Source organism: Streptomyces sp. AHU1 (assembly GCF_045343905.1).
GTDB classification, from domain to species: Bacteria; Actinomycetota; Actinomycetes; order Streptomycetales; family Streptomycetaceae; genus Streptomyces; species Streptomyces triticiradicis.
Map to the genome: position 1 here is coordinate 653,882 of NZ_CP174283.1, position 26,723 is coordinate 680,604.

General features: G+C 72.4%; 25 protein-coding genes. 9 read left to right on the plus strand and 16 right to left on the minus strand.

Annotated features, from left to right (window positions below):
- Positions 1-105: 105 nt before the first annotated feature.
- The 4 genes from ACICHK_RS03060 to ACICHK_RS03075 form a co-directional block, all read right to left on the minus strand.
- On the minus strand, positions 106-312 hold the full coding sequence (locus ACICHK_RS03060; protein WP_406835546.1) for a hypothetical protein: 207 nt from the start codon (positions 310-312) through the stop codon (positions 106-108).
- A 546-nt stretch (positions 313-858) separates the two neighbouring features.
- Positions 859-1,524 (minus strand): class I SAM-dependent methyltransferase, encoded by a 666-nt coding sequence (locus tag ACICHK_RS03065; protein WP_406835547.1) that lies wholly within the window; start codon positions 1,522-1,524, stop codon positions 859-861.
- 58 nt (positions 1,525-1,582) lie between these two features.
- The gene (locus ACICHK_RS03070) at positions 1,583-2,110 is read right to left on the minus strand and encodes an SMI1/KNR4 family protein (protein WP_406835548.1); all 528 of its coding nucleotides are present in this window, start codon (positions 2,108-2,110) and stop codon (positions 1,583-1,585) included.
- Between the two features lie 49 nt (positions 2,111-2,159).
- Complete coding sequence (locus tag ACICHK_RS03075) at positions 2,160-2,624, minus strand: GNAT family N-acetyltransferase (RefSeq protein ID WP_406835549.1); 465 nt, start codon at positions 2,622-2,624, stop codon at positions 2,160-2,162.
- 163 nt (positions 2,625-2,787) lie between these two features.
- Between ACICHK_RS03075 and ACICHK_RS03080 the strand changes: the two genes are divergently transcribed.
- The gene (locus ACICHK_RS03080) at positions 2,788-3,999 is read left to right on the plus strand and encodes a glycoside hydrolase family 3 N-terminal domain-containing protein (protein ID WP_406835550.1); all 1,212 of its coding nucleotides are present in this window, start codon (positions 2,788-2,790) and stop codon (positions 3,997-3,999) included.
- A gap of 112 nt (positions 4,000-4,111) precedes the next feature.
- On the opposite strand, the gene ACICHK_RS03085 is transcribed toward ACICHK_RS03080, so the two are convergent.
- Both ACICHK_RS03085 and ACICHK_RS03090 read right to left on the minus strand, forming a co-directional pair.
- Positions 4,112-6,526 carry an FtsX-like permease family protein gene (locus ACICHK_RS03085; protein WP_406835551.1) on the minus strand — a complete coding sequence of 805 codons (2,415 nt, stop codon included), beginning with the start codon at positions 6,524-6,526 and terminating at the stop codon, positions 4,112-4,114.
- The gene (locus ACICHK_RS03090) at positions 6,523-7,215 is read right to left on the minus strand and encodes an ABC transporter ATP-binding protein (RefSeq protein WP_151471978.1); all 693 of its coding nucleotides are present in this window, start codon (positions 7,213-7,215) and stop codon (positions 6,523-6,525) included. The genes ACICHK_RS03085 and ACICHK_RS03090 overlap by 4 nt, the downstream gene beginning before the upstream one ends.
- 221 nt (positions 7,216-7,436) lie before the next feature.
- On the opposite strand from ACICHK_RS03090, the gene ACICHK_RS03095 reads away from it, so the two are divergent.
- Positions 7,437-8,816, plus strand: a complete 1,380-nt coding sequence (locus ACICHK_RS03095) for a sensor histidine kinase (RefSeq protein WP_406835552.1) — start codon at positions 7,437-7,439, stop codon at positions 8,814-8,816.
- Entirely contained in the window at positions 8,801-9,508 is a 708-nt protein-coding gene (locus tag ACICHK_RS03100; RefSeq protein WP_406841152.1) for a response regulator, read from the plus strand. The genes ACICHK_RS03095 and ACICHK_RS03100 overlap by 16 nt, the downstream gene beginning before the upstream one ends.
- A gap of 54 nt (positions 9,509-9,562) precedes the next feature.
- Here ACICHK_RS03100 and ACICHK_RS03105 read toward each other — a convergent pair whose 3' ends face one another.
- The 3 genes from ACICHK_RS03105 to ACICHK_RS03115 form a co-directional block, all read right to left on the minus strand.
- A complete protein-coding gene (locus ACICHK_RS03105; RefSeq protein ID WP_406835553.1) occupies positions 9,563-11,170 on the minus strand; it encodes a serine/threonine-protein kinase in 1,608 nt (535 codons plus the stop codon).
- A gap of 90 nt (positions 11,171-11,260) precedes the next feature.
- Positions 11,261-11,944 (minus strand): hypothetical protein, encoded by a 684-nt coding sequence (locus ACICHK_RS03110; protein ID WP_406835554.1) that lies wholly within the window; start codon positions 11,942-11,944, stop codon positions 11,261-11,263.
- A 123-nt stretch (positions 11,945-12,067) separates the two neighbouring features.
- Positions 12,068-13,210 carry a winged helix DNA-binding domain-containing protein gene (locus ACICHK_RS03115; RefSeq protein WP_406835555.1) on the minus strand — a complete coding sequence of 381 codons (1,143 nt, stop codon included), beginning with the start codon at positions 13,208-13,210 and terminating at the stop codon, positions 12,068-12,070.
- 220 nt (positions 13,211-13,430) lie between these two features.
- On the opposite strand from ACICHK_RS03115, the gene ACICHK_RS03120 reads away from it, so the two are divergent.
- Positions 13,431-14,294 (plus strand): DUF4239 domain-containing protein, encoded by an 864-nt coding sequence (locus ACICHK_RS03120; protein WP_406835556.1) that lies wholly within the window; start codon positions 13,431-13,433, stop codon positions 14,292-14,294.
- A gap of 73 nt (positions 14,295-14,367) precedes the next feature.
- On the opposite strand, the gene ACICHK_RS03125 is transcribed toward ACICHK_RS03120, so the two are convergent.
- The 4 genes from ACICHK_RS03125 to coaD all read right to left on the minus strand — a co-directional run bounded on the left by ACICHK_RS03125 (position 14,368) and on the right by coaD (position 18,809).
- The gene (locus tag ACICHK_RS03125; protein WP_406835557.1) at positions 14,368-16,191 is read right to left on the minus strand and encodes a choline/carnitine O-acyltransferase; all 1,824 of its coding nucleotides are present in this window, start codon (positions 16,189-16,191) and stop codon (positions 14,368-14,370) included.
- On the minus strand, positions 16,188-17,033 hold the full coding sequence (locus ACICHK_RS03130) for a class I SAM-dependent methyltransferase (RefSeq protein WP_151471971.1): 846 nt from the start codon (positions 17,031-17,033) through the stop codon (positions 16,188-16,190). Before ACICHK_RS03130 ends, ACICHK_RS03125 begins: the two co-directional genes overlap by 4 nt.
- 134 nt (positions 17,034-17,167) lie before the next feature.
- Positions 17,168-18,037 carry an arpA protein gene (locus ACICHK_RS03135; protein WP_406835558.1) on the minus strand — a complete coding sequence of 290 codons (870 nt, stop codon included), beginning with the start codon at positions 18,035-18,037 and terminating at the stop codon, positions 17,168-17,170.
- A gap of 295 nt (positions 18,038-18,332) precedes the next feature.
- Entirely contained in the window at positions 18,333-18,809 is a 477-nt protein-coding gene (gene coaD / locus ACICHK_RS03140; RefSeq protein ID WP_406835559.1) for a pantetheine-phosphate adenylyltransferase, read from the minus strand.
- Positions 18,810-18,899: 90 nt separating this feature from the next.
- On the opposite strand from coaD, the gene ACICHK_RS03145 reads away from it, so the two are divergent.
- Positions 18,900-19,832 carry an aminoglycoside phosphotransferase family protein gene (locus ACICHK_RS03145; RefSeq protein ID WP_406835560.1) on the plus strand — a complete coding sequence of 311 codons (933 nt, stop codon included), beginning with the start codon at positions 18,900-18,902 and terminating at the stop codon, positions 19,830-19,832.
- A 98-nt stretch (positions 19,833-19,930) separates the two neighbouring features.
- Here ACICHK_RS03145 and ACICHK_RS03150 read toward each other — a convergent pair whose 3' ends face one another.
- Positions 19,931-22,459 (minus strand): FtsX-like permease family protein, encoded by a 2,529-nt coding sequence (locus ACICHK_RS03150; protein ID WP_406835561.1) that lies wholly within the window; start codon positions 22,457-22,459, stop codon positions 19,931-19,933.
- Positions 22,456-22,704: a hypothetical protein gene (locus tag ACICHK_RS03155; RefSeq protein ID WP_406835562.1), complete on the minus strand. Its 249-nt coding sequence runs from the start codon at positions 22,702-22,704 to the stop codon at positions 22,456-22,458. The genes ACICHK_RS03150 and ACICHK_RS03155 overlap by 4 nt, the downstream gene beginning before the upstream one ends.
- Positions 22,705-22,997: 293 nt before the next feature.
- Between ACICHK_RS03155 and ACICHK_RS03160 the strand changes: the two genes are divergently transcribed.
- The gene (locus ACICHK_RS03160) at positions 22,998-23,726 is read left to right on the plus strand and encodes a family 16 glycosylhydrolase (protein WP_406835563.1); all 729 of its coding nucleotides are present in this window, start codon (positions 22,998-23,000) and stop codon (positions 23,724-23,726) included.
- 73 nt (positions 23,727-23,799) lie between these two features.
- Here ACICHK_RS03160 and ACICHK_RS03165 read toward each other — a convergent pair whose 3' ends face one another.
- Positions 23,800-24,408, minus strand: coding sequence for a TetR/AcrR family transcriptional regulator (locus ACICHK_RS03165; protein WP_406835564.1), 609 nt, complete (start codon positions 24,406-24,408; stop codon positions 23,800-23,802).
- 94 nt (positions 24,409-24,502) lie between these two features.
- Here ACICHK_RS03165 and ACICHK_RS03170 point away from each other — a divergent pair, with 94 nt between their 5' ends.
- From ACICHK_RS03170 to ACICHK_RS03180, 3 genes are all read left to right on the plus strand, one after another.
- A complete protein-coding gene (locus ACICHK_RS03170) occupies positions 24,503-25,363 on the plus strand; it encodes a class I SAM-dependent methyltransferase (protein WP_406835565.1) in 861 nt (286 codons plus the stop codon).
- A gap of 115 nt (positions 25,364-25,478) precedes the next feature.
- Positions 25,479-25,742, plus strand: coding sequence for a hypothetical protein (locus tag ACICHK_RS03175; protein ID WP_151471963.1), 264 nt, complete (start codon positions 25,479-25,481; stop codon positions 25,740-25,742).
- 190 nt (positions 25,743-25,932) lie between these two features.
- Positions 25,933-26,655 (plus strand): VOC family protein, encoded by a 723-nt coding sequence (locus tag ACICHK_RS03180; RefSeq protein ID WP_406835566.1) that lies wholly within the window; start codon positions 25,933-25,935, stop codon positions 26,653-26,655.
- Positions 26,656-26,723: the final 68 nt, after the last annotated feature.

Sequence of the window (26,723 nt, forward strand, 5' to 3'; positions counted from 1 at the left end):
CGCGAGGACCGACGGGGAAAAGGTCGGGTTTGCCCTGATCCCGGAAGCCGGAGGCTTCCGGGACGGCCGCACCGGCCGGATACGGGGCCGGCTGGATACGGGCGGTCAGCCCTGCTGCGCGCCGGGCGGGAGCGCCAGGCCGGCGGGGGCGCCGGACCAGACGGGCTCGGCCGCGGCGGGCGCCGAGGTCCGGAGAGGCGGCATCACCCGCTGCAGGTCGCTCTTGATCCGCTCGGCCTCGCCTCGGACCTGCGCGGGGATGTCACCGCGCTCGGCGACGAGCTGGCGGTAGATCGGGGCTTCCTGGAACACGGACAACGCGTCCTTCCTGTCGGGGCCTCGCGCCGGAAACGGAGGCGGTTGCCGAGTGTACGGGCCCCACGACCCCCTTCCGTCCAGCTCGGGGCGTCCGCGACCCCTCCGGGCGCCCTGCAGGCCGCGGCCGGACGGGCGCGAGGCCGTTCCCCGCGCCCCACCCGGGCCCAACAGGCGCCAAGAAAACGGCTCTTCGGCGTCAGCCGTTTTCCGCTCCGGTGCCGGATGTGCAACCGGCCACACCGCCGCCGACCGCGCGCCCGCCCCGCGCCGTCACCACGGCGGCGGGCGAGACGCCGCGGACCGAGCGGGGGCGATGACGGGGAGAGGCGATCACCGTTGGAAGCGAACCCGGCACGGAGAGTGCCCACCGCGACCCGGTCGACCGCGCCGCGGATCGGAGAAGCTTCGACGACACGACCGAGGCCAGGCCGCTGGAGCTGGGCACGGGTGAACCGGATCACCAGCCCCACGGCACCGAGGCCCGCACCCTCACCGGCCCGGCAGGACACCCGTTCCGCGTCACCGTGAACTGATGCCCCGTCAGTCAACGGTCGGCACAGCGGCCTTGCGGGCGAGCAGATGGACCTCCTGGAACTGCCGCCGGTCGGTGGGCTGGGGCTCACGGACCATCCGGGCCACCTCGTCCAGCCCGGCCCCGCGCAGCATCGCGGAAAGGTGATCGGGCCACCAACGGTGGGCCGGCGTGACCGCGTGGTCGAAGACCTGCGTCGGCCGGGAAGGGTCGTCGCTGCCCCAGAAACCGATCAGGAGATGCCCTCCGGGCGCCAGCACCCGATGGAACTCCGCCAGCAGACGGGGGAGTTCGTGCGGCGCGGTGTGGATGATGGACCAGCGCGAGAGCGCGCCGTTCAGCGCGCCGTCGGCGATGTCCAGCGCGGCCATCGTGCCCACCTCGAACCGCAGGTCCGGAAAGGTCTGCCGGGCCAGCTCGACCATCGTGGAAGAGGCGTCGACACCGAACACGTCGAGTCCCGAACCGGCGAGATGGGCGGTGACATGACCGGGCCCGCACCCCAGGTCGGCGACCTGACCGCCCCCACCTGCCCCGACGGTCTCGGCGAAGACACCCAACATCGCCCGGTCCAGGGGTCTCTGGCTCAACTCGTCCCGGAACAGCCGCGCGTACTCGGAAGCGACGGCGTCGTAGGCGTCACGGACGACCTGCAGAGCATCATGGTCCACCACACCCGCGACGATATCCCCTCCCGCGGAGGACGTCCGGCGGACGGCCGTGCCCGCGGGGTCAGCCGGTCACGTCTTCGCCTTCTCCGTCCTCGAACGCGTCGGCGGAGGTGAGCCCTTCGGCGAAGGAGCGGAAGTCCGGGGCGAGAGCCAGGTCCGATCCGTCGTCCGCGTCGAACCAGGTGACGGACGGTTCTCCGTGCGGGCCGCACGTCCGGTAGTCGAGCCCGATCCAGTAGTGCCCGTCGCCCGAGAGCAGGACCACGGCCGTGGGCAGGCCCCACTCCTCGACCAGGTACGGGCTGTCGAGCACGGACAGCGTCCGCTCGCGATGCCCCAGGCCCATCAAGCTGTCGAAGGGGACGTGGTCGGAGCTCCACGAGGTCGGCCGGCTCGTGGGAAAGGCGGCCCGGCTGTCGTCGACCTGGCCGCCGTTCCGGACCCGGAGCAGGTCCAGGAGCGGCGCGGGGAGCGTGACCTTCAACAGCCGTTCGGCCTCCTCCACCATCCGGTCGGTCAGAGCCGGCCGCACCTCGTGGTCGTTGCCGGTGTCCCAGAAGGAGTGCCGAAGGTCTTCGAAGCGTGCCATGCCCGGCATCGTAGGAGTGCGGGACGGACCCGGCCCAATTCTGCGGCCCTCAGCCCAGTTCCAGCACGCCCACCGTCTGGTCTCCGCTGGTCTCTCCGGTCGGCCTGAACCCGAGGTTCGCGTAGAAGCCTGACGGGCCGTCCTCACCGGGGTGCCAGGTGGTGGTCAGGCGCGTGCCTCCCCGGCGCCGGATCTCGGCGGCCACGGACTCCACCGCGAAGCGTCCGTAACCCCGGTCCTGCTGTCCGTCCGCGATGTTGAGGCGCCAGAGTCCGGAGCGGAAGTCGGTGCCGTCGCCGGTCCAGTCGATGCGGAAGAAGGCCATGAGGAACCCGACGGCCTCGCCGTCGGCGCAGATGAGACGCGGCCAGGCGACCCCGGGGTGGACATGGGCCTCGGCGAGCGACTTCACCACGGGTGCCACCAGGTGTTCCTGGTCGGGGCGGACCCTCAGGCCGATCGCGGCCTCGAAGTTGTCGGGGGTGATCTCTTGCAGGTACGGCGGAACTGGCATGCGCTCACCCTAGTTTGCCGTCCCGGCCGGCTGTCGTCGCATCACGCGTCCCGGTCCGCTCCCACCAGGACCGGCCGAGGTGCCTGGATGTAAAATGGGACCGGCAACTGACGAACCGCTCGAGATACAAGCTGCCCGCAGCAGGCACCCTCGGAGTATCTTCATGGCATCACACCAGTCGCCCACCCGTCGCTCCGGTATCAGCCCACGTGTCTGGCTCGCGTCCTCGCTGGCGGTGTCCCTCGTGGCGGTCGGAGTGACCGTGCAGGTCTCGCAGGCCGCCCCGGCCGACCCCTCAGCCCCGCCTTCGAAGTTCGCCGCCTCCACCTGCGCCGAGAGGACCTACTCGGCGATGACGGCCTCGCAGCGGGTGGGCCAGCTCTTCATGGGATCGGTGGTGCCGTCCGCCCCGGACAGCAAACGGATCGCTCTCATGCGCCAGTACCACGTCGGCTCGGTCTTCCTCGCCGGGCGCAGCAAGGCCGGGACGGCGGCGACCAAGAGCCTCGTCGACGGTCTGCAGGCGAAGGCGGACAGCGTGGCCGGGCACCGTGTCGGTCTTCTGGTCTCGACCGACCAGGAGGGCGGGCAGGTGCAGGTGCTGTCCGGCCCCGGGTTCTCGACCATCCCGAGCGCGCTGACCCAGGGCACGTGGACGACGACGAAACTGCGCGGCGAGTCGGCCGTATGGGCCAAGCAGCTCAAGTCGGCCGGGGTGAACCTGAACCTCGCGCCCGTCGCGGACGTCGTCCCCGCGAGTCTGGGCACGGCCAACCCTCCGATCGGCAAGTTCAACCGCGAGTTCGGTCATACCGCCGCGGTGGTGGCCCCCCACAGCAACGCGTTCCTCGCGGGCTCCCTGCAGTCCGGGGTGCTGGCCACGCTCAAGCATTTCCCCGGGCTCGGTTACGTCCGGGGCAACACCGACACCACGGCCGGCGTCGTGGACACGGTGACGACGAGCACGAGCCCGAGCGTCGCGGTGTTCAAGTCCGGCATCGACGCCGGGGCGCCGTTCGTCATGATCTCCTCCGCCACGTACAGCAGGATCGACGCGAAGAACCGCGCCGCGTTCTCCCCCACGGTGATCCAGACGATGCTCCGCAAGAACATGGGTTTCAAGGGTGTGGTCATCTCGGACGACCTCGGGAACGCGGTGGCGGTGAAGGCCGTGGCCCCGGGCGACCGGGCGGTCAAGTTCCTTTCCGCCGGCGGTGACTTGGTCCTGACCGTCGAGCCGAATCTGATCCCGGCCATGACCAAGGCGGTACAGAGCCGGATGACGCAGAGCGCGGCCTTCCGCACGCAGGTGAATCAGAGCGTCCACCGCGTCCTGAACGCCAAGCAGAAGGCGGGCCTGCTGACGTGCGGCTGACCCCGGTCCGCCTCCCCTTCGCGCCACTGCCGACGGCCCCATGTCCCTGACGCCGTGCAATGCCCCCCGTGTCCCGGTGGGCACCGCACGGCGTCGACCGCCCGTCCGTCCGTCACTCGGTGCGCAGTGCCGTGGCCGTGCGGACCTTGGCCGCCCATCCCGCCGGGGCCGTCGCGCCCAGCACGGCGACGAGCACCCCGGCCAGGCCCAGCAGCACCAGTTGCCAGGTGTCGTACACGTCGAGGACCGACGGCGGAAGGCCGGTGCCCGCGGACCGTCCCATGACCGGCAGCACGTAGTCGTGCAGCGCGAACCCGGCCGGGACGCCGATCAGTCCGCCGACCACGCCGATCCCGGCCACCGAGGCGAGCACGAGACTCACGGTCCCCCGCGGTGACATGCCGAGCGCCTTGCACACCCCCAGGTCGTGGACGCGCTCACGGGTGTCGAGGACGACGGAGTTGAGCACTCCGAGGCCCGCCACGGAGACCAGCATCAAGGTGAGGAGGGCGGCCATCGCCTCCAGCAGGACGATCATGTTCTCGCCCTCCGGGGCGGATTCGGCGAAGGCGTCGCCGCCCAGCGGCTCGACCACCCCGGCGAGCTTCCGCGCGTAATCGGCCGGAGAGACGCCCGACTTGACCTCGATGTGGAAGGCTCCCGGCTCCGCCTTCGTGAAGCTGTCGAGGTCCGCGTGGACCCGCATGCCGTCGTCCGACGTGTCGAAGGCCTCGCCCACGATCCGCAGGCTCACGGTCTCCTTCTGGAACGTCACCCGGACGCTGTCGCCGATCCTGGTGCCCGTCCGTTCCAGGAAACCGGTGGGCACCACGACCTGGCCCCGCCCGGAGATCCAGTGCCCGGCGATCATCTCGTAACCGCCGGGGCGGGAATCACCCTGGTAGAGGGTGGCCCGGACGGTGCCGGAGATCCCGGACACCGTGGCGTCGCCCGTCGCCGTGCCGTAGTACGAGGCGGTGCCGGGCTGCGCCGCGATCGCGGCACGCACCGCGGCCGGATCCGCCGACGGCTGGTTCGCCCCTGAGCCCGCGGGCGCCTGCCGGGAGCCGCCCGGGGACGGCTTCTGCCTCTTCTCCACCACGCCGGGCCCGGAACCGGAGGGACCGCCGCTGACGGCGGTGACATCGGCGCGGTTCTCGGGGTCCTGCGCGTTCGCCACCGCGTCGAGGGACTGCGTCAGTCCCACCGCGAACGTCGCGGCGACCGTCCCGAACGTCACCGCGAGCACCATCGCGATCGCCCGTACGGGATGTGCGAAGGGACTCGCGAGGCCGTACGTCACCGGGCGCGGCAGCGGGAGCCGTCCCGCGGCCCGGTGCGCCCACTGTCCGCGCGTGGTGCGCGGCGCCCTGCCGACGGCGATGGCCTCGACCGTACGCAGCCTCCCGGCCCGCAGCGCGGGCACCAGCGCCGCGACCGCGACCACGAGCAGCGCACCGGCCGGCACCACGACGTCCACCCACCAGGCCACCGACAGCGACACGGTGCCGTACACGGACTCGGTGTCGTTCAGCAGCGGCACGGCCAGCAGGTTGCCGAGGACGACCCCGAGCGCGATGCCGGCCGCGGCGGGGATCAACGCCTGGGCCACATAAGCCCGTACGACCTCACGCGGGGTGAATCCGATGGCCTTGAGGATGCCGATCCGGCGCAGACTCGTGCCCACGGCGCCGCTGATGACACTGCCGATGATGATCACCGACATGACGATGCCGAGCACGCCGAACGCGAACAGGAACGGGATCGTCGCCGCCGCGCCCTGGTTGGCGGAGTGCTTGGTGTCCAGCCACGACTGGGTGCCGACCAGCGCCCCTGCGGGCAGGGCGGCGGCGAGCTTCTCGCGGTCGGCGGTGATCTGCGCCTTCGTGGCCGCGGAGTCGAAGCGGTAGAGCATCTGGTTCGTGAGGACGCTCTCCCCGGTGGCGAGGGACCTGACCTGAGCGGGGGTCGCCCACATCTCGGCGCTCTTGCTGGCCGACAGCGCGAAGCCCACGACGGTCAGTGTCTGTGCGTCCGCGGAGTCGGAACTCCTCAGAGTCTCACCGAGCGGGAGGAACTGGCCGGAGAACGAGGCGGACAGCACGATCTCACCCGACTTGCGGGGCCACCGGCCCGACTTCAGGTCCAGTGCGTCCACGTCCTTGCCGGGGCCGGACCGTCCGACGAGCGTCAGCGCGGGCAGGTGTCCGCCGCCCGGCCCGACCGGGTTGATCGTCGTGGACGGGAACGGTCCCGCGCTCGCCGTGACCCCCTCCAGGCCCCGGGTGCCCGCCAGTTGGGCACTGTCCGCCCGCTTCGGGTCGAGCTGCGCGATGAGATGCGCGCCGTGCCGGCGCGCGAAGACGTGGTCGAAGGGAGCGTTCGTGGCGACCATCAAGGACCCGGCGACCACGGCCGAGGCCACCGCCATCATGGTGGCCACGGCGATCACCAGCGTCTGGACACGCCGTCTGCCGACCCCGGAGCGCACGACCCGCCCGAGGGCACCGCTGCCGAACCGGATCATCGGACGGCCTCCGCGTGGGTGTCGACGGCGACGTGACCGTCGACCAGGTGGATCGTGCGGGTCGCGCACGCCCGGGCCAGCTCCGGATCGTGCGTGACCAGGACGAGGGTCTGTCCGCCGCGGTGCAGGTCCACGAGCAGTTCCCGTACGTCCTGCCCCGACGCGGTGTCCAGCGCGCCGGTCGGCTCGTCGGCGAGCAGCAGGGCGGGCTTGTTCATCAAAGCCCGTGCCACGGCGACCCGTTGGCGTTCGCCGCCGGACAGCCTCCCCGGGTAGGCGCGGGCGTGCTTCTGGATCCCCAGCACCTCCATCAGCTCCCCGGCACGGGACGCCGCCGCCCGCCGGGCGGTCCCGGTCAGCTGGGCGGGAAGCTGGATGTTGTCGGCGACGGTGAGGTCGTCGAGCAGGTTGAAGAACTGGAAGACCATGCCGATCCGCTCGCGGCGGAACCGGGCCAGCGCGTGCTCGCCCATCCGGTCCACGCGCTGTCCGGCCACGGTCACGGTGCCCTCGCTCGGCCGGTCGAGACCGGCGACGAGATTGAGCAGCGTGGACTTGCCGCTGCCGGACGGCCCCGTCACGGCCAGGGCCTCGCCCTGGGCCACGCCGAGATCGACCGGTCCCAGCGCCGGGGCGTCGGCGCCGCCGTACCGCTTGGCCACGCCCTCCAGTTCGATCACGTGAGTCATGGGTGTGTCCGTCCTTCGTGGTCGGGGAGCCGATGCCCGGTGCGGGCCAGGTGAACGTACGAGCGGACGCCGTGGCGGCGCGTCGGCCGTGGCACCGACATACGGCCCTCCCCGCGGAGGATCCGGCCACGGGGTCCTCCTCGAGGAGTACGCCTGGCGGGCAGGTGGGCCGGTCACGCAGGTGGACGTGGACCCGTGCCGCGGGACCGCACAATGTGCGGATGGAGAAGGAGGGCCCGTACGGGCGGCCGCGCGACGCGTCGTGGGCGGGCACATGGCGGGAAAGGGCCGGCGACGTGCTGCGGCCGGGGACGTGGTGGGCGCACGTCCGCGACGCGCTGCGGCCGGAGGGCGAGCCCGCCCCGCTGACCCGGCGGGCGGTGGTCCTGGACGTGGTGCTGGCACTCGTGCTGACCGTCGTCGCGCTGGTCGTGGCGACGCGCTATCCCGGCGACGGGCCGGTACGGATCAGTTCCCGGGCCGTTTCCGTGGGCCGGGACGGTCTGCCGTACCCGGTCCGGCCTCCGGTTCCCGGCGCGGAGGCCGTGTACGACCCGCGGTCCTCCGCTCCCTGGGGCCTGGTCGTGCTGTCGGCGCTGCCGCTCGTGGCCAGGCGCAGGTTTCCGCTGCTCGCGTTCGGTGTGATCGCCGCCGCCGCGCTGGCCCTGGGTGACGCCGTCTCCTGGATCAACGTGCTGACCTGCAGTATCGCGGCGTACGGAGCCGTCGCGCACAGCCGCTACCGAACGCGGGCCCTGGCCGCGCTGATCGCCGCCGCCGTGCTGGCGGGTGTCGCGTTCCGGGACGCGGACCCCATGCTCCCCGGCTGGTCCAGCCCCGCCGTGGTGCTCCTGGTCGTCGGGGTGCTGGCCAGCCTCGTGCGCCTCGGACGCCTGCGGCTGGAAGCCAGCCGGAAGCGCTTCACGGACCTCCAGCAGGCCCAGGAAGAAGCCACGCGCAGAGCCGTCGAGGAGGAGCGCGCCCGGATAGCCGCCGAGCTCCACGACGTCGTCACCCACAATGTGAGCGTGATGGTCATCCAGGCGGGCGCGGCGCGCAAGGTGATGGACGCGGCCCCCGAGCGGTCCAAGGAGGCGCTGCTGGCGGTGGAGGCCGGGGGCCGCGCCGCCATGGCCGAGCTCCGCCATGTGATGGGCCTGCTCGCGGGCCCGGACGCGGGCACCGACACCCCCGCCGACGGCCTGGAGCCGCAGCCCGGTCTCGGACAGCTCGACGCCCTCGCCGAGAGGGTGCGGGCCGCGGGGACGCCGGTGGGCCTGGCGGTGTCGCTGCCGCCCGTGCCGCTGCCGCCCGGGGTGGAGCTCACGGCGTACCGCGTCGTGCAGGAGGCGCTCACCAACACGATCAAACACGCGGCGGGCGCCGGCGCGCGGGTCACGGTCGGCTTCACCGGCTCCTGGCTGGAGATCGAGGTCAGCGACACGGGAGCCGTCCGGGAATCTCCCGCGGTGGACGGCAACGGCCGCGGACTGATCGGACTGCGCGAGCGGCTCGCTCTCTACGGCGGCAGGCTCACCGCGGGACCGACGCCCACCGGCGGGTACCAGGTCACGGCCCGCCTCCCCTGGGAGGCGGTGTGAACGGCCCCGCTCTGCGCGCCGTCATCGCGGACGACCAGGCCCTGGTGCGTACGGGCTTCGGGATGATCCTCGCCGCCGACGGCATCGAGGTGACGGCCGAGGCGGCGGACGGGGCCGAGGCGGTCGACGCCGTCCGGCGCACCCGGCCCGACGTCGTCCTCATGGACGTCCGGATGCCCCGGATGGACGGCATCGAGGCCACCCGGCGCATCCTCGGCGACGGGCCGGACGGCTCCGGGGACACCCGGGTCATCATCCTCACGACGTACGACCTCGACCATTACGTGTACGCGGCGCTCACCGCCGGAGCGAGCGGCTTCCTGCTCAAGGACGTCACCCCCGAGCACCTCGTGGCGGCCGTGCGCCTGGTGCGCTCCGGCGACGCGCTGCTCGCGCCCTCGATCACCCGCAGGCTGATCGAGCGCTTCGCGCACCGCGAGGAGTCCCCGCGGACCGGCCTCCACCGTGATCTGTCCGGGCTGACCCCGCGCGAGCTGGAGGTGCTCCGGCTGCTGGCGACCGGCCTCAGCAACGCCGAACTCGCGGACCGCCTCTTCCTCAGCCCGACCACGGTCAAGACGCATGTGGGCCGCATCCTGTCGAAGCTCGACCTGAGGGACCGCGTACAGGCCGTCGTCCTCGCCTACGAGAGCGGTCTGATCTCCCCGCAGGGGCCGCACGGAACGGACTGAGGTCCCGGGCAGGACCGGCGGGCCCGGGCAGGACCGACAGCGTGTCGCACGGGGTCAGGCGGGGGCCCGCCAGACCGTCATGTCCGCGGTCAGGAAGCTGCCCTTGTCCGCCAGCGCGGTCGACTTGACCTGGATGACGAGCAGCGCGATGTCTCCGGAGGGGTGCTTGACGCAGATCTCGCTCCCGGCCGCCGCCGCGGCGAGCGGAAGACGGTGGCTGGTGGCGCCGGTCAGGGCGATGCGGCACGAGTCGAGGGTGGCGCCGGGCTTCTCGGTGTACAGCATGGTGATCACACTGGTGTCGCTCGCCAGAGCGCAGCTGCTCGCGTCGCAGACGAAACGGATGTCGCCCTTGGCGTCGTCGCGGTCGACCGGCTGCTCGATGTACAGGGAGTGCTGGTCGTCCAGCCACTGGAGCGGATGCGCCTCGGGCAGCGGGGAGGCGGACGCGGTCGCCGGGGCGTCGGAGGGCCTCGGCGACCGGCGGTCCGTGCCGGACACCGTCCCGGATCCCTTCGCGGGGGCCGACGTCCTCGGGGACGCGCCCGGCGTGGACGTCGACGTGGCGAGCGCGTCGATCCGGCGGAACTGCTCACCCGCTTCCACGACCATCCACACCAGCCCCGTGAACAGCAGCGCGCACGCCGCGCCGAACGCCGCGATCCGCGTGACGCGCCGCCGTCGCGACGGGGGCCGGACCGGACGCGCCGCCTGCGGCCACACGATCAACGGCATGGTGTGTGCCGGGGTCGGAGCGGGCACGGGAGCCGGCACGGTCACCTCCGGACCCGTGACCTCCCGCCAGACGGCCGGACCCGCGCCGTCGTCCGCGTCGTTGCCCAGGTGCTGCCGGCACCACCGGACGATCTCTCCGGGAGTGGCCCGCTCCTCCGGGTCGGCGGCGAGACAGCGGGCGATCACCGGCCGTATCTGCTCGGGCAGCGGTGACAGGTCGGGTTCCGAGTGCACGATCCGGTAGAGCACGCTGACCGAAGGGCCGTCCCCGTACAGCGGTTCGCCCAAGGCGGCGAACGCGGCCGTCTGCCCGAGGGCGAAGACGTCGGTGGCGGCGGTGACCTCACCCGCCGACGCCTGTTCGGGTGCCATGAACTGGGGTGTGCCGATGGCCGCGCCCGTGGCCGTGTGCCAGGTGACGCCGGAAGCCAGCGAGATGCCGAAATCGATCACGCGTGGCCCGTCCGCGGCCAGGAGCACGTTCGACGGCTTCAGGTCGCGGTGCACGATGCCGGCGCCGTGGACGGCCTCCAGTGCCTCGGCCACCCCCGCCATGAGCCACAGCACCGCCTGCACCGGAAGCGGCCCGCGCCGGGCCACCACCTCCGCCAGGGAGGGACCGGGCACGTACAGCGTGGCCAGCCAGGGCGGTGTGCCGTCCGCGTCCGCGTCGATCAACTCGGCCGTGTAGGCGCCCCGGACCCGCCGGGCCGCCTGGATCTCCCGGCGGAACCGGTGCCTGAAGTCCGGTGAGTCGGCGAGCTCGGGACGTACGACCTTGATCGCCACCGGTCGGCCGCCCTGCGTGTGCGACAGGTAGACCCGGCCCATGCCGCCCGCGCCGAGTCTGGCGGCGAGACGGTAGCCGGCCACCAGGGGCGGATCGTCCGCCTCCAGCGGCTGGAAGGTCTCGGCTGCGCTCTTCATCGGACTTGGTCCCCCCGACCCCGTACCCTGGCCTCACCCTGGCCTCGGCGTTGATCAACGACAGCCTAAGGCCTGCCTCATGACGGCTCGTCAGCGGCCCGTGGCCACGCGCCTCAGGAAGTTGTCGGCGTCATCGGGTTCCGCCAGGCGGCCCAGCTCCAGCCAGGAGCCGTCGGTGAAGCACAGCCGGAACGTGGCGAAACCCCGTGGCTGACCGGCCTCGCCCTCCACACGGATCTCGTGCGCCGGGTACTCCGCGACGATCCGGAAGTCGTCCGCCTTCGTGGGCGACAGACGGCGCCGGGGAGAGGCGGCCACGCAGACCCGGTCGCGGGCCAGCATCACGAGCCGTTTCGGCTCGGGCGACTGGGTGTACCAGCGCAGGAGCAGCCTGCCCGCGGTCAGGTCCCAGTCCCCGTCGAAGACGCCGTCGGTCCGGTCCTCCCGCCCGCGGTTCCCCGCCGTCGGCTGCCCGTCGACGGGCGTCCGGTCACGGACCGCTCCGGGATTCCGGGACCGTCTCCCCTCCGACGGCCCGCCGAGACGGTCGCCGAGCTTGTCGATCAGCATCATCGGGACGACCACGAAGAAGAACACGACCGCCCCGACGTACAGCAGCCAGTGGCGCCTCGGCTTGAGCCGGCCCTTGCCGGCGGCGCGGTGGACGTCGGCGGGCGGCTTCGGGATCGCCTTGTGGATCTCGCACCAGACCATGGCCGTGGGGTCCTCCCCCAGGATCGTCCGCATCCTCCGCTGAACCTTGCGCTTCGCCATACGAGGAATCCTAGGAGGCCCCGGCCGGGGCGGACCCGGCCCCTCCTCCGCGGGAACCACGGCCCGTCCGGGCGCCGTTCGGCGACGCACGCGCCCGGGACCGACGCATGGCCCGGGACCGGTTCAGCGGCCCTTGACGGTCCTGGTCTCGGCACCGGGGATCCCCTTGGCCCACCAGTGGTCGTACCTGCTGTACGGGGCCGGGTCCCGGTCGGCGAGCAGGGCCGCCAGCTTCTCCGCCTCCTCGGTCAGCCCGCGCCAGGCCGCCTTGCCGAGTACCCGGAACGCCGTCAGCTCCAGGCCGTCGTCCACGGCCCGCCACACCCCGGCGACCTGCCCGTCGACGAGCAGGGTGGGCAGGATGTCGCCGTTGCGCCGGACGACGAGGGGCCGGTGGTCCGGGGGCATGACGCGCCCGGGGAGGGCGTGGGCCAGCAGCACGCTGTCCCACATCGGCAGCAGCCTCGGCGGTGCGGGGGTGTCCTCGTCGGGCACGGTGGCGCCCGGCAGGTCGTACAGGACGGCGCGGCCCGGACCGGGAACCCGTACCACCCGGTCGCCGAGTTCACCGAGCGCCTGGGTGATCACGGGGCGCCCCAGCAGGGTGAAGCGCGCGAAGTCCTGTGCCGACGCCGGTCCGAACGCCCGGAGGTGGGCGAGCAGGAGCCTCCGCACTCCCGCCGCCGCGTCCTGTGCCTCGGCCCCGGGGACGACGGGCGAGGCCAGGTAGGTGTTCGGCAGTCTGAAGGACCACGGACCACCGATCGGCACGTGCTGGACCGGCGCGTACGTCCGCAGCGCCCACCACGCGCGGCGCGCCTGTTCGCCGAAGCGCGCCATGACCTCCTTCTCCACGTCGGCACCGGTGCGGGGACCCTCCAGGAACTCCGCGAGCCACGGAAGCAGCCCGTCGGCGTCGGCGTCGGTCAGCCCGGTCGAGGTGAAGCGGCGGTCGTACAGCCGCGATGCCCGCAGGCTCCGGACCATCGCGGCGTGGTACGGCGCGTAGTCGTCGGCGTGGACGGCGTGCAGGGTGATCCGCATGAGGGTCGCCTTCACGACCCGGCGCTCCGTGAACGCCGCGTCGAGCTGCTCGGGCACGAATCCTTCCACCCGGTTCCACAGGGCCACGTACGGCGACGCGGGCGCCTGCGCCTGAACGGCGCAGACCCGGCGGACCGCCTCCGCCACGTCGAGACGCCCGCGCTCCAGCAGGAGCTGACGGTCCAGGGTCGCCAGGGTGAGCTGTCGCGCGGTGAGGGTCACTCCCGGATCATCCCTCACCCCACCGCCCCACGCGTCGGCATTCCGGCACCCGCGCACCCGAATCCCTCGTTTCCGACGCCGGTACGACGGGACCGCCCGCGGGACCGCCGGACGGGACGCGAGCGCGCGCGAGGCCCGGCGGAATCGGTCCCTCACCCTGTGGTGTGAACTTGCCGGTCACACCCGTAGCGGCTGATCGGCGCCGTACGTTTGGGCAGGTGTGTCCCCTCCAGACTCCACACACGTCTCGCTCTGGCTGCTCAACCACTTCAGCACCTTCACGCTGGCCGTCGTCACCGTCGGCGGAACCGTCCTCCTCGCCGTCGGCGGCAGCGTGCTGCTGCGCCGCAGGTATCCCTCGGTGGCCCGCGGCGAACACAACGACATGGTCGGGGTGACGCTCGGCATGTTCGGCGCGATCTACGGGATCATCCTGGCCTTCGTCATCGTCACCCTGTGGACCCAGTTGGAGGACACCCAGACCATCGTGGCCTCCGAGGCCACCGACGCGGCGCTCATCACCCGGGACGCCGCCGCGTTCCCGGCGCCGGTGCGCGACCGTCTCGACGCCACCATGAGCGGATACGTCCACGCGGTCGTCGAGGACCAGTGGCCCCGGATGCGCGCGGGAGACCCCAGTTACGGGGCCACGGAAACCCACCTGCGAGCCGCTTTCAAGACGCTCCAGGAGTACGACCCGAAGGGCGGGAGCGAGCAGGTCTTCTACGAGGAGGCCGTCACCCGTCTCAACGACGTCGCCTCCCAGCGCCGCGCCCGCATCACCATGGCCCGCCAGGAACTCCCCCCGCTGCTCCAGGTCCTGGCCTTCGGCGGCGCACTGGTCCTGGTGCCGCTCACGTTCCTCTACGGCATGCGCAAACTGAGGGTCCAGATCCTCTTCGTGGCGTCGGTCGCCGGGCTCGTCGGCTTCAGCCTGCTCCTGGTCTTCGTCCTGGACCGCCCGTTCGCCGGTGAGCTCAGTGTCAGCCCGGCCCCGTACAAGGAAGGGGCACTCGCCCAGTACTGGAGCCGGGGAGCGGACGACGTGAGCGCCGGCCACCGGGCGTCGACCGCCGACCGCTGAAGCCGTCCGGGCCGCCGGACCGTGGTCCCCGACCGGGAGTTCCGGTCGGGGACCACGGTCCGGCGGGGTCCGTTCAGTCCTCGGACCCCTCGGGCGCCAGCAGCTCCCGGAGTTCGTCCACCGCCTCCCGGAGCCGGTCGGCGAACGTGCGCATCTGCGCGGCGACCGCCGACGGCGTGCTCAGGTAGAGGTTGAACCGCTCGGGAAGCAGCACGTAGGCGACACCGATGCACCGGCTGCTGGTCGACCCGAAGCCGAAGTACTGGATGTTGACGGACGGCGCGGAGCTCGTGCTCAAGTAGTCGTCCCGCATGGTCAGCCAGCCCGGCGTCCGGTACAGCGCGGGCTGCTCGGTCACCCCGAGCCCGGCCCCCCGCCGGCGCTGGATCAACTCCAGTTCCCACAGGTGCTGCTCCGGCACCTGCCCGGCCTGGCACGCCTTCGCGCGCGCCACATGAGCCTCGGTGGCCGCCCGGAACGCGTCGCGTCGGGCGTCCGCGTCCGCCGCCGGGTCCTCCATCGCCGCCACGAAGGCCACCATCTCGGGGGTGACGACGCGCATCGCCTCGGTCCGCCCGTGCCGGTACTGCCGGGTGGCGATCGACTCGTACGTGGCGCCCAGGTGCCCCTTGGCGCGCTGATGGGCGAGCTGGTAGGCGGCCTGGACGAACGCGTCCGGCGAGACCCCCAGCGCCTTGGCCGCGCCGCTGCCGAAGTCCGTGAACGACACCGTGCTGGTCGCGGTGTTCTCCCCGTACGCCGCGAAGGCCTCGGCGGCGGAACGCGCCTGTTCCCTCAGCGCGTCGTCCAGTTCGAACACGATCGGCTCCAGCGCCGGCAGCCCCTGCGAGCGGGCTCCGGACTGCCGGGAGTGCTCCTCGGCCGGGGTGCCGAGCAGGGCGTCGGTGAAGGAGAGGATCGTGGTCCCGTCCAGCTCGCAGTGCTCGACGTTGATGCCCGCCCGTCCGTCGGCGAAGACGACGAAGGTCACGGCCTTGTCGAACCAGCGGTTGCCGCGGTCGCCGTACAGCAGCTGGTCGCAGGCGTCCTGGACGTCCGCGGGGGCGAAGTCCTCCAGGGCGACGCAGAACAGCGCGGTCTCGACATCGTCGAGGGCGTCGGCGTTGCGGGGGTGGCAGGCGAGAAGGGACTCCCGGGCGGCCGCCCACTCCGCGCGGGCCATGGTGGTGAGGTGGCCCACCGAGGTGTCCGCGCCGGCCGGTTCGGCCTTCATCACGGCGCGCAGCCCGGCCTCGATGTCGTCCAGGCTGTGCGGGACACCGTCCGGACCCAGCACGTCCAGCCGGAACATGCCGCCCCGGAAGAACACCACGATGTGCCGGGCCTCGGACGGACCGGGCCACTCCTCTGTGTAGGGGGCGCGGACGGTGTCCTGCGGTACGCCGGGAATACGCGTGGTGGAGAACAGGAACTTGTTCTGCACCATCGACTGGGGTGCTCCGCGCTGCACCACCGGTGCGATCAGCCCCTGGTCGAGCTGCCGCTTGTGGTTGAGGGCTCCGGCGACGAGCCCCGCCGCCCGCTCCACCTGCGCCTGGCCGGAGTCCTGGAACAGGAAGAAGAAGTTGGCGTTGAGCGCGATCCGGTCCCGGCGGCCCAGGTACCGGTACGGCCAGAAGGTGTCGAGCCAGCTGTGCACACCCTCCGTGGCGTCATATTCCTCCAGGGCCGCGTGCAGCACCCGGCCGGGGCCACCGGGCCGGAGGAAGGCGGCGACCGCCGCCTCGGTCTCCGACCGCTCGTCGGCGGTCAGCAGCGGCGTACACCATGCGAGGAACCTCTCGCAGCTGGCATCCAGCGTGGGCAGCGGAACGCGCGGGAGGCTGTCCTCCTGGGCGAAGGTCGCGTTGCCCGAACCATCCTGACTGGTCTTCAACTCTGGTCTCGATTCGGATCGTCGGTACCTGTGACGTCGTGCGGCCGGGAAATGTAGAGCTGTGCGTACAGCCAGCCTTCCGCCTCCAGGCCTTGTGGATCCACCCCTGCGGCCGACAGGCCGTCGAGCACGAGTGCCTGCTCCTGCGGGGAGGCGAAGCGCCGCTGTCTGAACACCTCGTCGACGCGGACGGTCCGGTAGCCCAGACTCGCCAGCGCGCGCTCGACGGGGTCGAACGGAAACATCCGCAGCACGAAGTGCGCCATCCAGGGCCGGTGGACGCCCTGCGCCCGGACGACTCGCGTGAGCGTCCGCTCGGTGACGTAGCCGACGCAGCCCGTCGAGATCACCAGGTCCGTACCCGAGAGCTGGGCGCGCTGTCGCGGTGTGGGCTCGTGCTCCTCCAGATCGGCGTGCACCACGTCGTCGAGGAACCCGGCCTCGCGAGCGTAGGACAGCGCGCTGCCGGAGGTGTCGAGGCCGGTGAAGCGGATCGCTTGCGGGGGTTGGCGTGAACGGGCCAGCTCCCGGTCGCGGGCCAGCAGGGCCTCGCGGCTCTCCCCCGCGTGCTCCTCGTCGCCGTAACGCGCGTACAACTCGTCCATGGTCGCGTCGTACTTCAGCAGGGCGGCGTTGATCCCGTACGAGCATCCGATGTCCAGCACCTTCGGCACCGCGACGTGCCGGGACTCCCGGTACTCCGTTATGATCTTGGTGAAGTAGGGCTTGGCCAGCTGCGGAACACCGTAGTCGAGCGGGCGCAGCACTCTGAAATAGGTGCGCGGGTCGGGCTGGTCGTAGATGTGGTCGAGTGAGACTTTTCCGGTCACGTCGAAACGCACAGGGCTTACTCCTCCGTGGGATCGCGCAGGGGGACGGCCTACGGTGACTACGCCTTCTCGCGCCGGCCTTCGGGCCACGACGCGTTCTCGCGCCGCCCTTCGGGCGACGACGCGAATGGTCGGCCGGACACGGCCTAGTCCAGGAGCCGGTCGCCGCGGACCGCCCGCCCCTCGGCCGCCAGGTGCTCGGGCAGCACCCGGCCGAAGAGCTGCCGGGTCCGTTCCACGCTCCCGATGACGCCGGGGCGCTCGCTGTAGGCGAAGATCGCGGAGTGGCGCGCGACCTCGCCGCGCACCGGGCTCACTCGGTGCAGCGAGTAGCGCCCCTTGAACAACTGCAGGTCACCTGGTTGCAGGGGGAGGCGCCGGGTCAACCGCTCGCCCCGGCCGTCCACCACGTCCCGGACGTCGTCGAAATTCTCGTCCCGCGCGGTCCGTATGTTCGGGCAGTACTCGAAGACGCCGCCGGCCTGCGCCTGCTGGGTGAGCATGCTCACGGTGAACTCGTTGGTGTCGAAGTGCCAGGGGTGCTCCATACCCGGCGCGACGACGTTGAGGACCAGCCCGGAGAGCGGGTCCGCCAGCTCGTGCAGCTCCGTCAGCTCGAAGCAGCGGGCGACGAAGTCCCGGAACACCGTGTCGGAGTAGAGCCGACTGATGAGGGCGTCCGCGGGGATGCGGTCCCGCGCGACGAACGCGTTGCCCCGCTCGAAGGTCCTCCGGCCCGGATGGCCGTCCGGCAGCTCCGAGTCCACCGCGATGTTGTAGACGTTCACCGTCTCGACGTCGTGGTGCGCCCGGGGGGCGATGGCCGAGCACTCCTGCCGCAGCACATCGCGCAGCGACGGGCGGATGAAGTCGGGCAGCACGGTGCAGCCGAGAGTGGCCAGGTCGCGCCGGGCACGGGAGACCACGGCCTGTCCCCGGGCGCTCGCGATGTCCGGCAGGGGATAGCGGGCCGTGTCGACCACCTGATCAAGCGTCAGAGCTTCCAAAGAGCGCATTCGATCCTTTCCGCATGGAGGCCGCCCCTCCCGCAGGTTCCCTCGCCGGCCCGCGGTTCCGCCTCTTCCGCACACACGGGACGAGCGTCATGATCCGTGCGGTCGACCGGACCTCGCTCTCGGCTTTCAGCAACTCGACTGGCAAGAAGGGCCCTTGAAGTTCCCACAGTGACGCCGTGTTGTCTGTGACGCGTCACACTGCCCCACTGTGAGCTCCGGCCCGGGTGTCTTCCGCCGGGTCGTCGAACGCGCCGTCGCCCGGATCCACGGCTTCCGCCGCCTTCGTAAGGACCTCTCAGGGGCCCTCGCCGCCGCCCCCACCCGCCGGAAGGGGCTCGCTCACATCACCGTTCGGGACACGGACCTGTCGACTCATCGCGGTGACGAGGGTGGAGGAGACGTGGGCCAGGGCGGGGTCCGCGGCGATGAAGAACGTCTCGACTCCGGCCAGTTCACGGTTCATGCGGGCCATCGGCATTTCGTGGTCCAGGTCGGCGACGTTCCGGACCCCGCGGACGACGACGTCGATTCCGGCTCGGCGGCAGTAGTCGACCAGCAGGCCGCCGGTGTGGGAGTCGACCGTCACGTTGCCCGAGCCGGCTGCTGCCGCGCGGAGCCGGTCCAGCCGTTCCGCGACGGGGAAGCGGCCGGTCTTGTTCGGATTGAACATCACGCACACGACGACCTCGTCGAACAGGAGGGCGGCGCGCCGGAGTACGTCCTGGTGCCCTGGAGTGATCGGGTCGAAGGATCCTGGGAAGAGGGCTCGCATGATCGGAAAGACTAACAAGCGGCCGCCCACGGCACCCGGCACGGATCTGGTCGGAACCCGGGGCCCGCCACCCAACTACCCTTGCTCCGCATGACATTCACCGAGCCGGACATCACAGAGGACCTGATCCGGGGCCTGCTGCGCGAGCAGTACCCCGATCTGGCGGATCTCCCCCTGAAACTCGGCGCGCTCGGCTGGGACAACCAGGTGTGGCGGCTCGGCGACCACCTCGCCGTCCGGTTGCCCTGGGCGACAGGGTCCGCGGACGCGCTGCTGCGCAAAGAGCACGAGTGGGTGCCCCTCCTCGCCCCGGGCCTTCCCCTGCGGATTCCCGTCCCGCAGCACCTGGGTGAGCCCTGTGAGCGGTTCCCGCGCCCCTGGCTCGTCACCACCTGGGTGCCGGGCGAGCCCGCCGACCGTGCCCCCGCCACACGCCCCGCCGAGGCCGCCGACGCCCTTGCCGCCTTCCTGACCGCCCTTCACCGGCCCGCTCCCGACACGGCGCCGGCGGGCCGGGACCGCGGCGGCCCGCTGGCCGACACCGCCGGACACCTCACCCGGGCACTCGCCTCGGCCACCGAACTGGGATTGGTCCGCGACCCGGCCGCCGTCCGCGCGGTCTGGGAGGACGCGGCCGCCGCGCCCGACTGGACCGGCCCGCGCCTCTGGCTCCACGGCGACCTGCATCCCGCCAATGTCCTGACCACGGACGGCACGTTCTCCGGGGTGATCGACTTCGGGGACCTCTTCGCCGGCGACCCGGCCTTCGACCTCGCCGCCGCGTGGATCCTGCTGCCGGACGGCGCCGTCGACCGCTTCCACGAGGCCTACCGGCCGAGCCCGGACCCCGCGACCCTTCGCCGCGCCCGCGGCTGGGCGGTGCTGCGGGCTCTCGCCTGTCTCCACATCGCCGACGCCGGCGTCCACGGCCGCCCCGGAGGCAAGCCCAGCTGGGGCCCACCCGCCCAGGCCTCCCTGCGGCGCCTCACCGCGACGGCCGGTCAGGAGTCGAGCACCCCGTGAGAACGGCCGGGCCCCGGCGCTGAGCTCCGGGCCCCGGCGCCGAAGGGCCCGGTGAGGCCCTGGCCGACGGAGCAGGGTCTCGGTCGGCGAGTCCGGCGCTACTCCTTGGCGGTGGCCACCGTCACCGCGCGTACCCGTAGTGCCGCGCGTCCGGGCAGGGCGGTGGCGGCGAGGGCGAGGAGTCCGGCGACGGCCACGACGGCGACGTACGGCAGCGGAGTGACGGACGGGGCGGCGCGACCGGTCATGCCGACGCCGAACGCGGTCAGGACCGCGAGGGCGATGCCGCTGCCGAGCGCGGTGGCGAGGAGCACCACCGACAGCGCCTCGGTCCGCAGCATGCGCAGCACCTGCCGCCGGGTGGCCCCCGCGAGCCGCAGCAGGGCGAACTCACGGACGCGTTCGGAGACCGACATGGCGAGCGTGTTGACGACGGCGATGGCGGTAAAGGCCAGGACCAGCCCCATGGCGAGGTGGTTGACCTCCGCGTTCGCCTGCTGCCGCTGTGCCTGGAGGTGGTCGGCGGTGCGCGGGGAGACGACGCGGGCGCCGGGGACGTCACGGAGCGCGGCCGCGATCTGCGTCCGCGTACGGGGCGTGCCGACGAGGACCGCGGCGGCGAGGGGGTTGTCGACGTGGCGTGCCACCAGGTCGTGGGTGAAGGTGAGGTCCCCGAAGCCGAGACCCCTGGTGTAGACGGCGGCGACGGTCAGCTCGGCGGGCGTGCCGTCGCCGAGTGTGAGCCTCAGTGTGCTGCCGGGCTTCAAGTGAAGCTGTTCGGCGGCCAGTTCGCTCACGGCCACGGTGCGGTCGGTGAGCCGGCCGAGGGATCCCGCGGTGACGCCCGGGTCCCAGGTGCGGGTGAGCCCGGCGGGAGTGACGCCCTGCGCGGCGTACTTGTCGAGGCCGACCCGGACGGTCGTACGCACCACCTCGGTGGCCACGTCATGGTGTGCGCGCAGCCGCCGTGCGGCCTCGGCCGGGACGCCCGGGCCGGCCGGGACGACGACCCAGTCGGCGCGCACGCCCTCACGGGCCTGGGCGCGGGCCGCGTCGCCGAGGGTGGGCGTCACGAACAGGATCGTGCAGGTCATGCCGACGAGCAGGGTGAGAGGAGTGACGACGGACGCCATGCGGGCGGCGTTGCCGCGCAGGTTGGCCGCGGCCAGCCGGCCGCCCGGCCCGACGAGGCGCAGCGGGCCGCCGAGAAGGAGCATGGCCGCCTTGACCAGGAGCGGCCCCAGCAGTGCGACGGAGGTGGACAGGACCACGACCGCCAGGAAGGTGACCGGTGTCGACGCGGGTTCGGTGCGCAGGGAGGTGAGGACGACGACGAGGACCGTACCGCCGGCGAGCAGGAGGAGTCCCGCGAGGACACGTCCCCACGGAAGCCGCGCGGGCTCGGTGCGGGACTCGGCGAGCGCTTCGACCGGCCGGATCCGGGTGATCCGGCGGGAGGCGACCCGGGCGGAGGCCCAGGCTCCGGCCAGTGTCGCGACGACACCCGCGGCCACGGGGAAAACGCTGGCGGTGTGCCGGAGCGTCGCGGGGACGGCCCCCATCGCGACGAACCTGCTGTGCAGCAGGCCGCCCAGCGGCAGCCCGAGCAGAGCACCCGTGAGACCGGCGACCGCACCGACGATCAGCGCCTCGCGGCCCAGCAGGCCCCGGATCTGTCCCGGGCTCGCTGCGACGGCGCGGAGCAGGGCGAGTTCGCGGTGGCGCTGCTGCACGGTCAGCGCGAAGGTGCCGACGACCACGAGCACGGCCACCAGCAGCGAGGTGCCGCCCATGGCGCCACCGAGGCTGACCAGCCTGGTGCGGGCCGCGGCGGCGTCCAGGAACTCCACGGCACCGCGGGAATCCCCGCTGCTGACCTGTGCGCCGGTGCCCCGCAGTGCCCGCACCACGGCGGGGCGCAGCCGTCCGGTGTCCGTTCCCCGGTCGGGGAACACGCCGAACGCGGTGACCTTCCCGGGGTGCGCGGCCAGCCTGCGGGCCTCCCCGGCGGAGAAGAACAGCGACGTCTGGTGCGGTACCTCCACGGCCGGCGCGGCGATCCCGGAGACGCGGTAGGTGCGCGGTGCCCGCGTCGACTGGACGGTGAGCCGGTCGCCGACCCTCAACCGGGCCCGCCCGGCGAGCCACGGGTCGACGACGAGGTCGGCCGGGTTCTTCGGCGCGCTCCCCGCGGTCAGCCTGTACGGCGTGAGGGCGGCGGAGTCCCAGGCGTGCCCGTAGGCGGTACGGCCGCCCGTACCGTTCGCGGTCAACGGCTGGGCGAGGAAGGTCAGTTCGGGTACGACGCGGGCGACGCCCGGGGTGTGCGCGAGGGTGCCTGCCAGCCCCTGGGGGAGCCAGGCCCGCTCGGCGACGGGCTTCGCCTTGTGCTTGGTCTTGGTCTTGCCCTTCTTGTGCTTCACCGTGGTCCGGTGGACGTTCTGGTCGGCCGAGACCACGACGGGGGCGGCGGTGTACCGCTCGGTGCGGATCGACCCGCGTAAGCCCGTCTCCAGGAGGGTGCCGCAGGCCGTGATCAGGGCCGCCGCGCACATCAGGGCGAGGAAGGCACCGAAGAACGCGGCCTTGCGGGCACGGACCGACTTCAGGGCATAGCGCAGCATCATGAGGGATCGGTCCTCTTCGTGGTGGGCGGATTCGTGGCGGGCGGATTCGTGGTGTGTGCGGGACCGGGGCCGCGGTCGTCGCGATCGCCGCAGTCGTCGTGACCGTCGTGATCGCCGTGAACGCCGAGGCGGTCCCGGTGGTCGACGGCCTCCCGGGACGTCCCGCCACCACCGTTCCCGGCCGGCGGCGCCGGGGCCTGTCCGGCGGGCGCGTGCGGTCCGGCGGTCGCGGGTTCCTGTGCCATGCGTACACAGTCGTCTGTGCACAGGTGTCCGTGCATTGCGGTGGACCGGCGTCCGTGACGGGGGGTTGGCCCTACCTGGGGGCAGCGGCCCCGGTCACCGCCGGAACGGGCGGCGCCGGCCCTCCCGGCGCGGCCCGACGACCGAAGGCGGCACGGCCTTTCGTTCAGGTCCGGAACACGGACGGCAATCCATGCCGCGCCTATTGTCAGGTCCTGAACAAAGTCCTACGTTCCGGATGACGACGTGGGACCGCTCCCACGCCATGTCTCACCCATCGAGCAACGGAGCTCCGATGACGACGATCCCCGTACGGCCCAGGTGGTTCATGGTCACCGTGCTCGCCGTGTGCGTGATGCTGCTCTCGGCCTGGCAACCCGCGTACGCCGGCTCCTGGGGCGCACCGCAGACCGTCAACTCCTGGAACGTCATCAACGGCAGATGGACGGCCAACAACGAGCTGGAGACGTACACACCGAACTGCGTCTGGTACGACGGCGACACCCTGATGATCAAGACCTACGACGCGGGCGGCGGGGTCTACTACTCCGGCCGCGTGGAGTCCAAGGCCCTCTACGGCTACGGCACCTACAGCTTCACCGCGAACATGCCCAACGGGCAGGGGCTGCTCCCCGCCGTGTGGGCGGCCTACCTGAACCCCTGGCTCCCCGAGATCGACGCCGCCGAGATCGTCGGGTCCAACCCCACCACCGTGTACCAGACCTTCCACGACACCGGCAACGCGCAGACCCAGTGGGCCGTGAACAACCCGGGGGGCTGGACCAACAGCTTCCATGTCTACGCGTTCAGCTGGTGGCCCGATCACATCGACTTCTGGGTGGACGGCGCCTTCCAGGGGACGAAGTGGTACACCACCGCTCCCGGCGTCGGCATGCGCTTCATCGTCAACACCGCGGTCGGCGGCGACTGGCCGGGCAACCCGGACTCCTCGACCTGGGCCACCGCGGACGGCGCCCGCTACCTCAAGGTCTCCTCGATCACGTACACCCCGTACTACCCCTGATCCGTCGCCGCCGGACCGCGCGTCGAGAACCCGCGCGCGGAAGCCGGGGAGACCGGGACGCCCGGCGGTCCGCTCAGGGCGCCGCCGTGGACCCGGGCGGCACGGGCACCAGGGCCGTGACCAGACGGCGGATCAGCGGGGCGCTGTCCTGCGGTCGCGGACCCGGGTGCATCAGGAGGTGGTGGACCGTGCCGGTCAGGGCGAGGGCGAGCATGGGGCAGTCGGCGTCCGGCGCCACTCGACCCAGCCGCTGTTCGGCCTGGAGGTAGCGGGTCATCGCGTCCTCGACCGCGCCCGGTCCGGGAGCGCCGTCCGCCCAGGACCGGGCCACCCGCCGGGCGACCTCGTGGCGGGAGAGGGCGGCCGCGGCGATCGCGGGACCGCTCGTGCCGAGCATCGCGAGCGCGGCGGCGGCGAGGTTCTCGCGCACGTCCCCGCCGCCCGCCCGGCCGGGCAGCGGGCCCACCTCCGCGGCGATCCGGGCGAACCGGTCCAGGACGAGCTGCGTCACGAAGTCGTCCAGGTCCGCGAAGTGGTTGTAGAGCAGCCCCTTCGCGCAGCCCGCCTCCTCCGTGACGGACCGGTTGGTCAGCCCGGCCGTTCCTTCCCGGGCCAGGACCCGCTCCGCCGCGGCGAAGAGCCGCTCCCTGACATCGGGGATCGCTACTCCGCGTGGTGACATCGAGTCCTCCCGGACGGCGCTTGCCAGTATGGGCGAACGCTCATACCTTGGTATGAGCAGACGCCCATACTAGCTCTCCGACAGGAGCGGTCCCATGCGCGAGCTCGTCAACACCGCACAGTTCCAGGCCTGGAACGGCGACGAGGGCCGGCACTGGAGCGACCACCACGACCGCTGGAACGCCGTCAACGAAGGCTTCGACGAGCCCCTCCTCGCCGCGGCCGGGATCGGCCCGGAGGACCGCGTGCTCGACGTCGGCTGCGGGACCGGACAGACCACGCGGCTGGCCGCCCGTACCGCCGCCCGGGGATCGGCGCTGGGCCTGGACCTGTCGGGCCCCATGCTCGACCGGGCACGCGGGCTGGCCGCGGAGGAGGGCCTGGGCAACATCGGCTTCGAGCAGGGCGACGCCCAGGTCCATCCTCTGCCCGGGGCCGCCTTCGACGTGGCCCTGAGCCGCTTCGGGATCATGTTCTTCGCGGATCCGGCCGCCGCGTTCGGCAACATCGCCCGCGCCCTGCGCCCCGGCGGACGGCTCGCCTTCGTGTGCGTGGCGGACCCCGCCCGCTGCGAGTGGGCCCAGGTGTACGGCGCCGCGAGCGCGGCGCTGCCCTCCCCGCCGCGGGCGTCCGGCGCCTCCGCCGGGCCGGGCATGTTCTCGCTGGCCGACCCGGTCGTCGTACGGGAGGTCCTGACGAAGGCCGGCTTCGACGGCGTACGCACGGAGGCCGTCGACGCGCTCGGGAACTTCGGGCGGGACGTCGACGCCGCCGCCGAGCACCTGCTGGGGTCCGGGCCCGGGCGGTACCTGGTGGAGCTGCTCGGCTCCGCGGGCGACGGGGACGGGGCGAGCCGCGTGCGGGCCGCCCTCTCCGCCGCTCTCACGCCGTACGAACAGGCGCCGGGCGTCCTCATGCGAACGGGGGCGTGGCTGGTCACGGCCGTCCGCCGGTGAACGGAGCCCTACGGGCGGGGAAGGCCGTGTCCGACGTGCGAGCGGGCGTCCGCCGGGCCATCGTGATCGTGAGGATGAAGCAGCCCTCGCCGTCATCTCCCGCTCCGGAGGCACCATGAAGAAGGACGACCTGACAGACGCCCAGAAGAAGGCCTTCGAGGAGAACAAGGCCGCTTTCCTCGAACTCGACAAGCACAGGCGCAGCATCCAGGAAGCCGCCCGAGCACGGTTGACGGCTCACGGCTGGGAGCCCGGCCTCGAGGAGCACATCCCCTGTCTGTCCTGCCCGTGCCCCGACTTCCAGCACGGCGGCCCGCTCGGCACGTGCAAGAGAAGCACCTGCAGGCACTTCCTCATCGACCACGACCTGCCCCTCTGACCCGGCCACCCGCTCGCACCCGCTCGCACCCGCCGTAGGCGGCCCCACCGGACGGATCCACGCCCGGCGCGCCTCCCGGCCTCCTCGCGGCGAAAATCCGGATGCGGACACCGCACGACCGCCCCTAGGCTGCACGCGCGCACAGGGCAAGACGTCGGATCGACCGTCAGCGGATCGGAGATGCCCGGGTATGAGCAGCCAACTGTTCGCGATCTGCTTCAACGCGACCCGGCCCTCGGAACTGGCGCGCTTCTGGTCCGGTGTCCTGGGCTGGGAGCCGGCCGAGGGTCCGGAGGACGGCGTCGCGATCCTGCCGCCCGACGCGGCCGGGTTCCGCATCCGCTTCCTGCCGGGCCAGGAGCCGAGGACCGGCCGGAACCGGGCGCACTTCGACCTCACGAGCGCCTCCCCGCAGGAGCAGCGGCAGACGGTGGCCAGGGCCCTGGAACTCGGCGGCAGGCACATCGACGTGGGCCAGCTCCCCGAAGAGGAGCACGTGGTGCTCGCCGATCCGGACGGCAACGAGTTCTGCGTCATCGAGGCGGGCAACAAGTTCCTCGCCGACACCGGGGTCATCGGAGCCCTGGCCTGTGACGGTACGCAGGAGGTCGGCTACTTCTGGAGCGAGGCGCTGCGGTGGCCACTGGTCTGGGACCAGGACCAGGAGACCGCGATCCAGTCGCCGGGCGGCGGCACGAAGATCACCTGGGGTGGTCCCCCGGTGGCGCCGAAGACGGGTCCCAACAGGCTGTACTTCGAGCTGGCGCTCCCCGCCGACGCCGACCGGGACGCGGAGATCGACCGTCTGGTCTCGCTCGGCGCGACGCGTACGGCCACCGGCGCGGGCGATGACGACCGGGCCCTGCTGCTGGACCCCGACGGCAACGAGTTCTCCCTGCGGCTGCGGGGGTAGCGCCCCCGGTCCCGGCGTTCGCCCGACACCCGCGGCGCCACGCCGTCGCCCGGTCCGCTCACCGACGG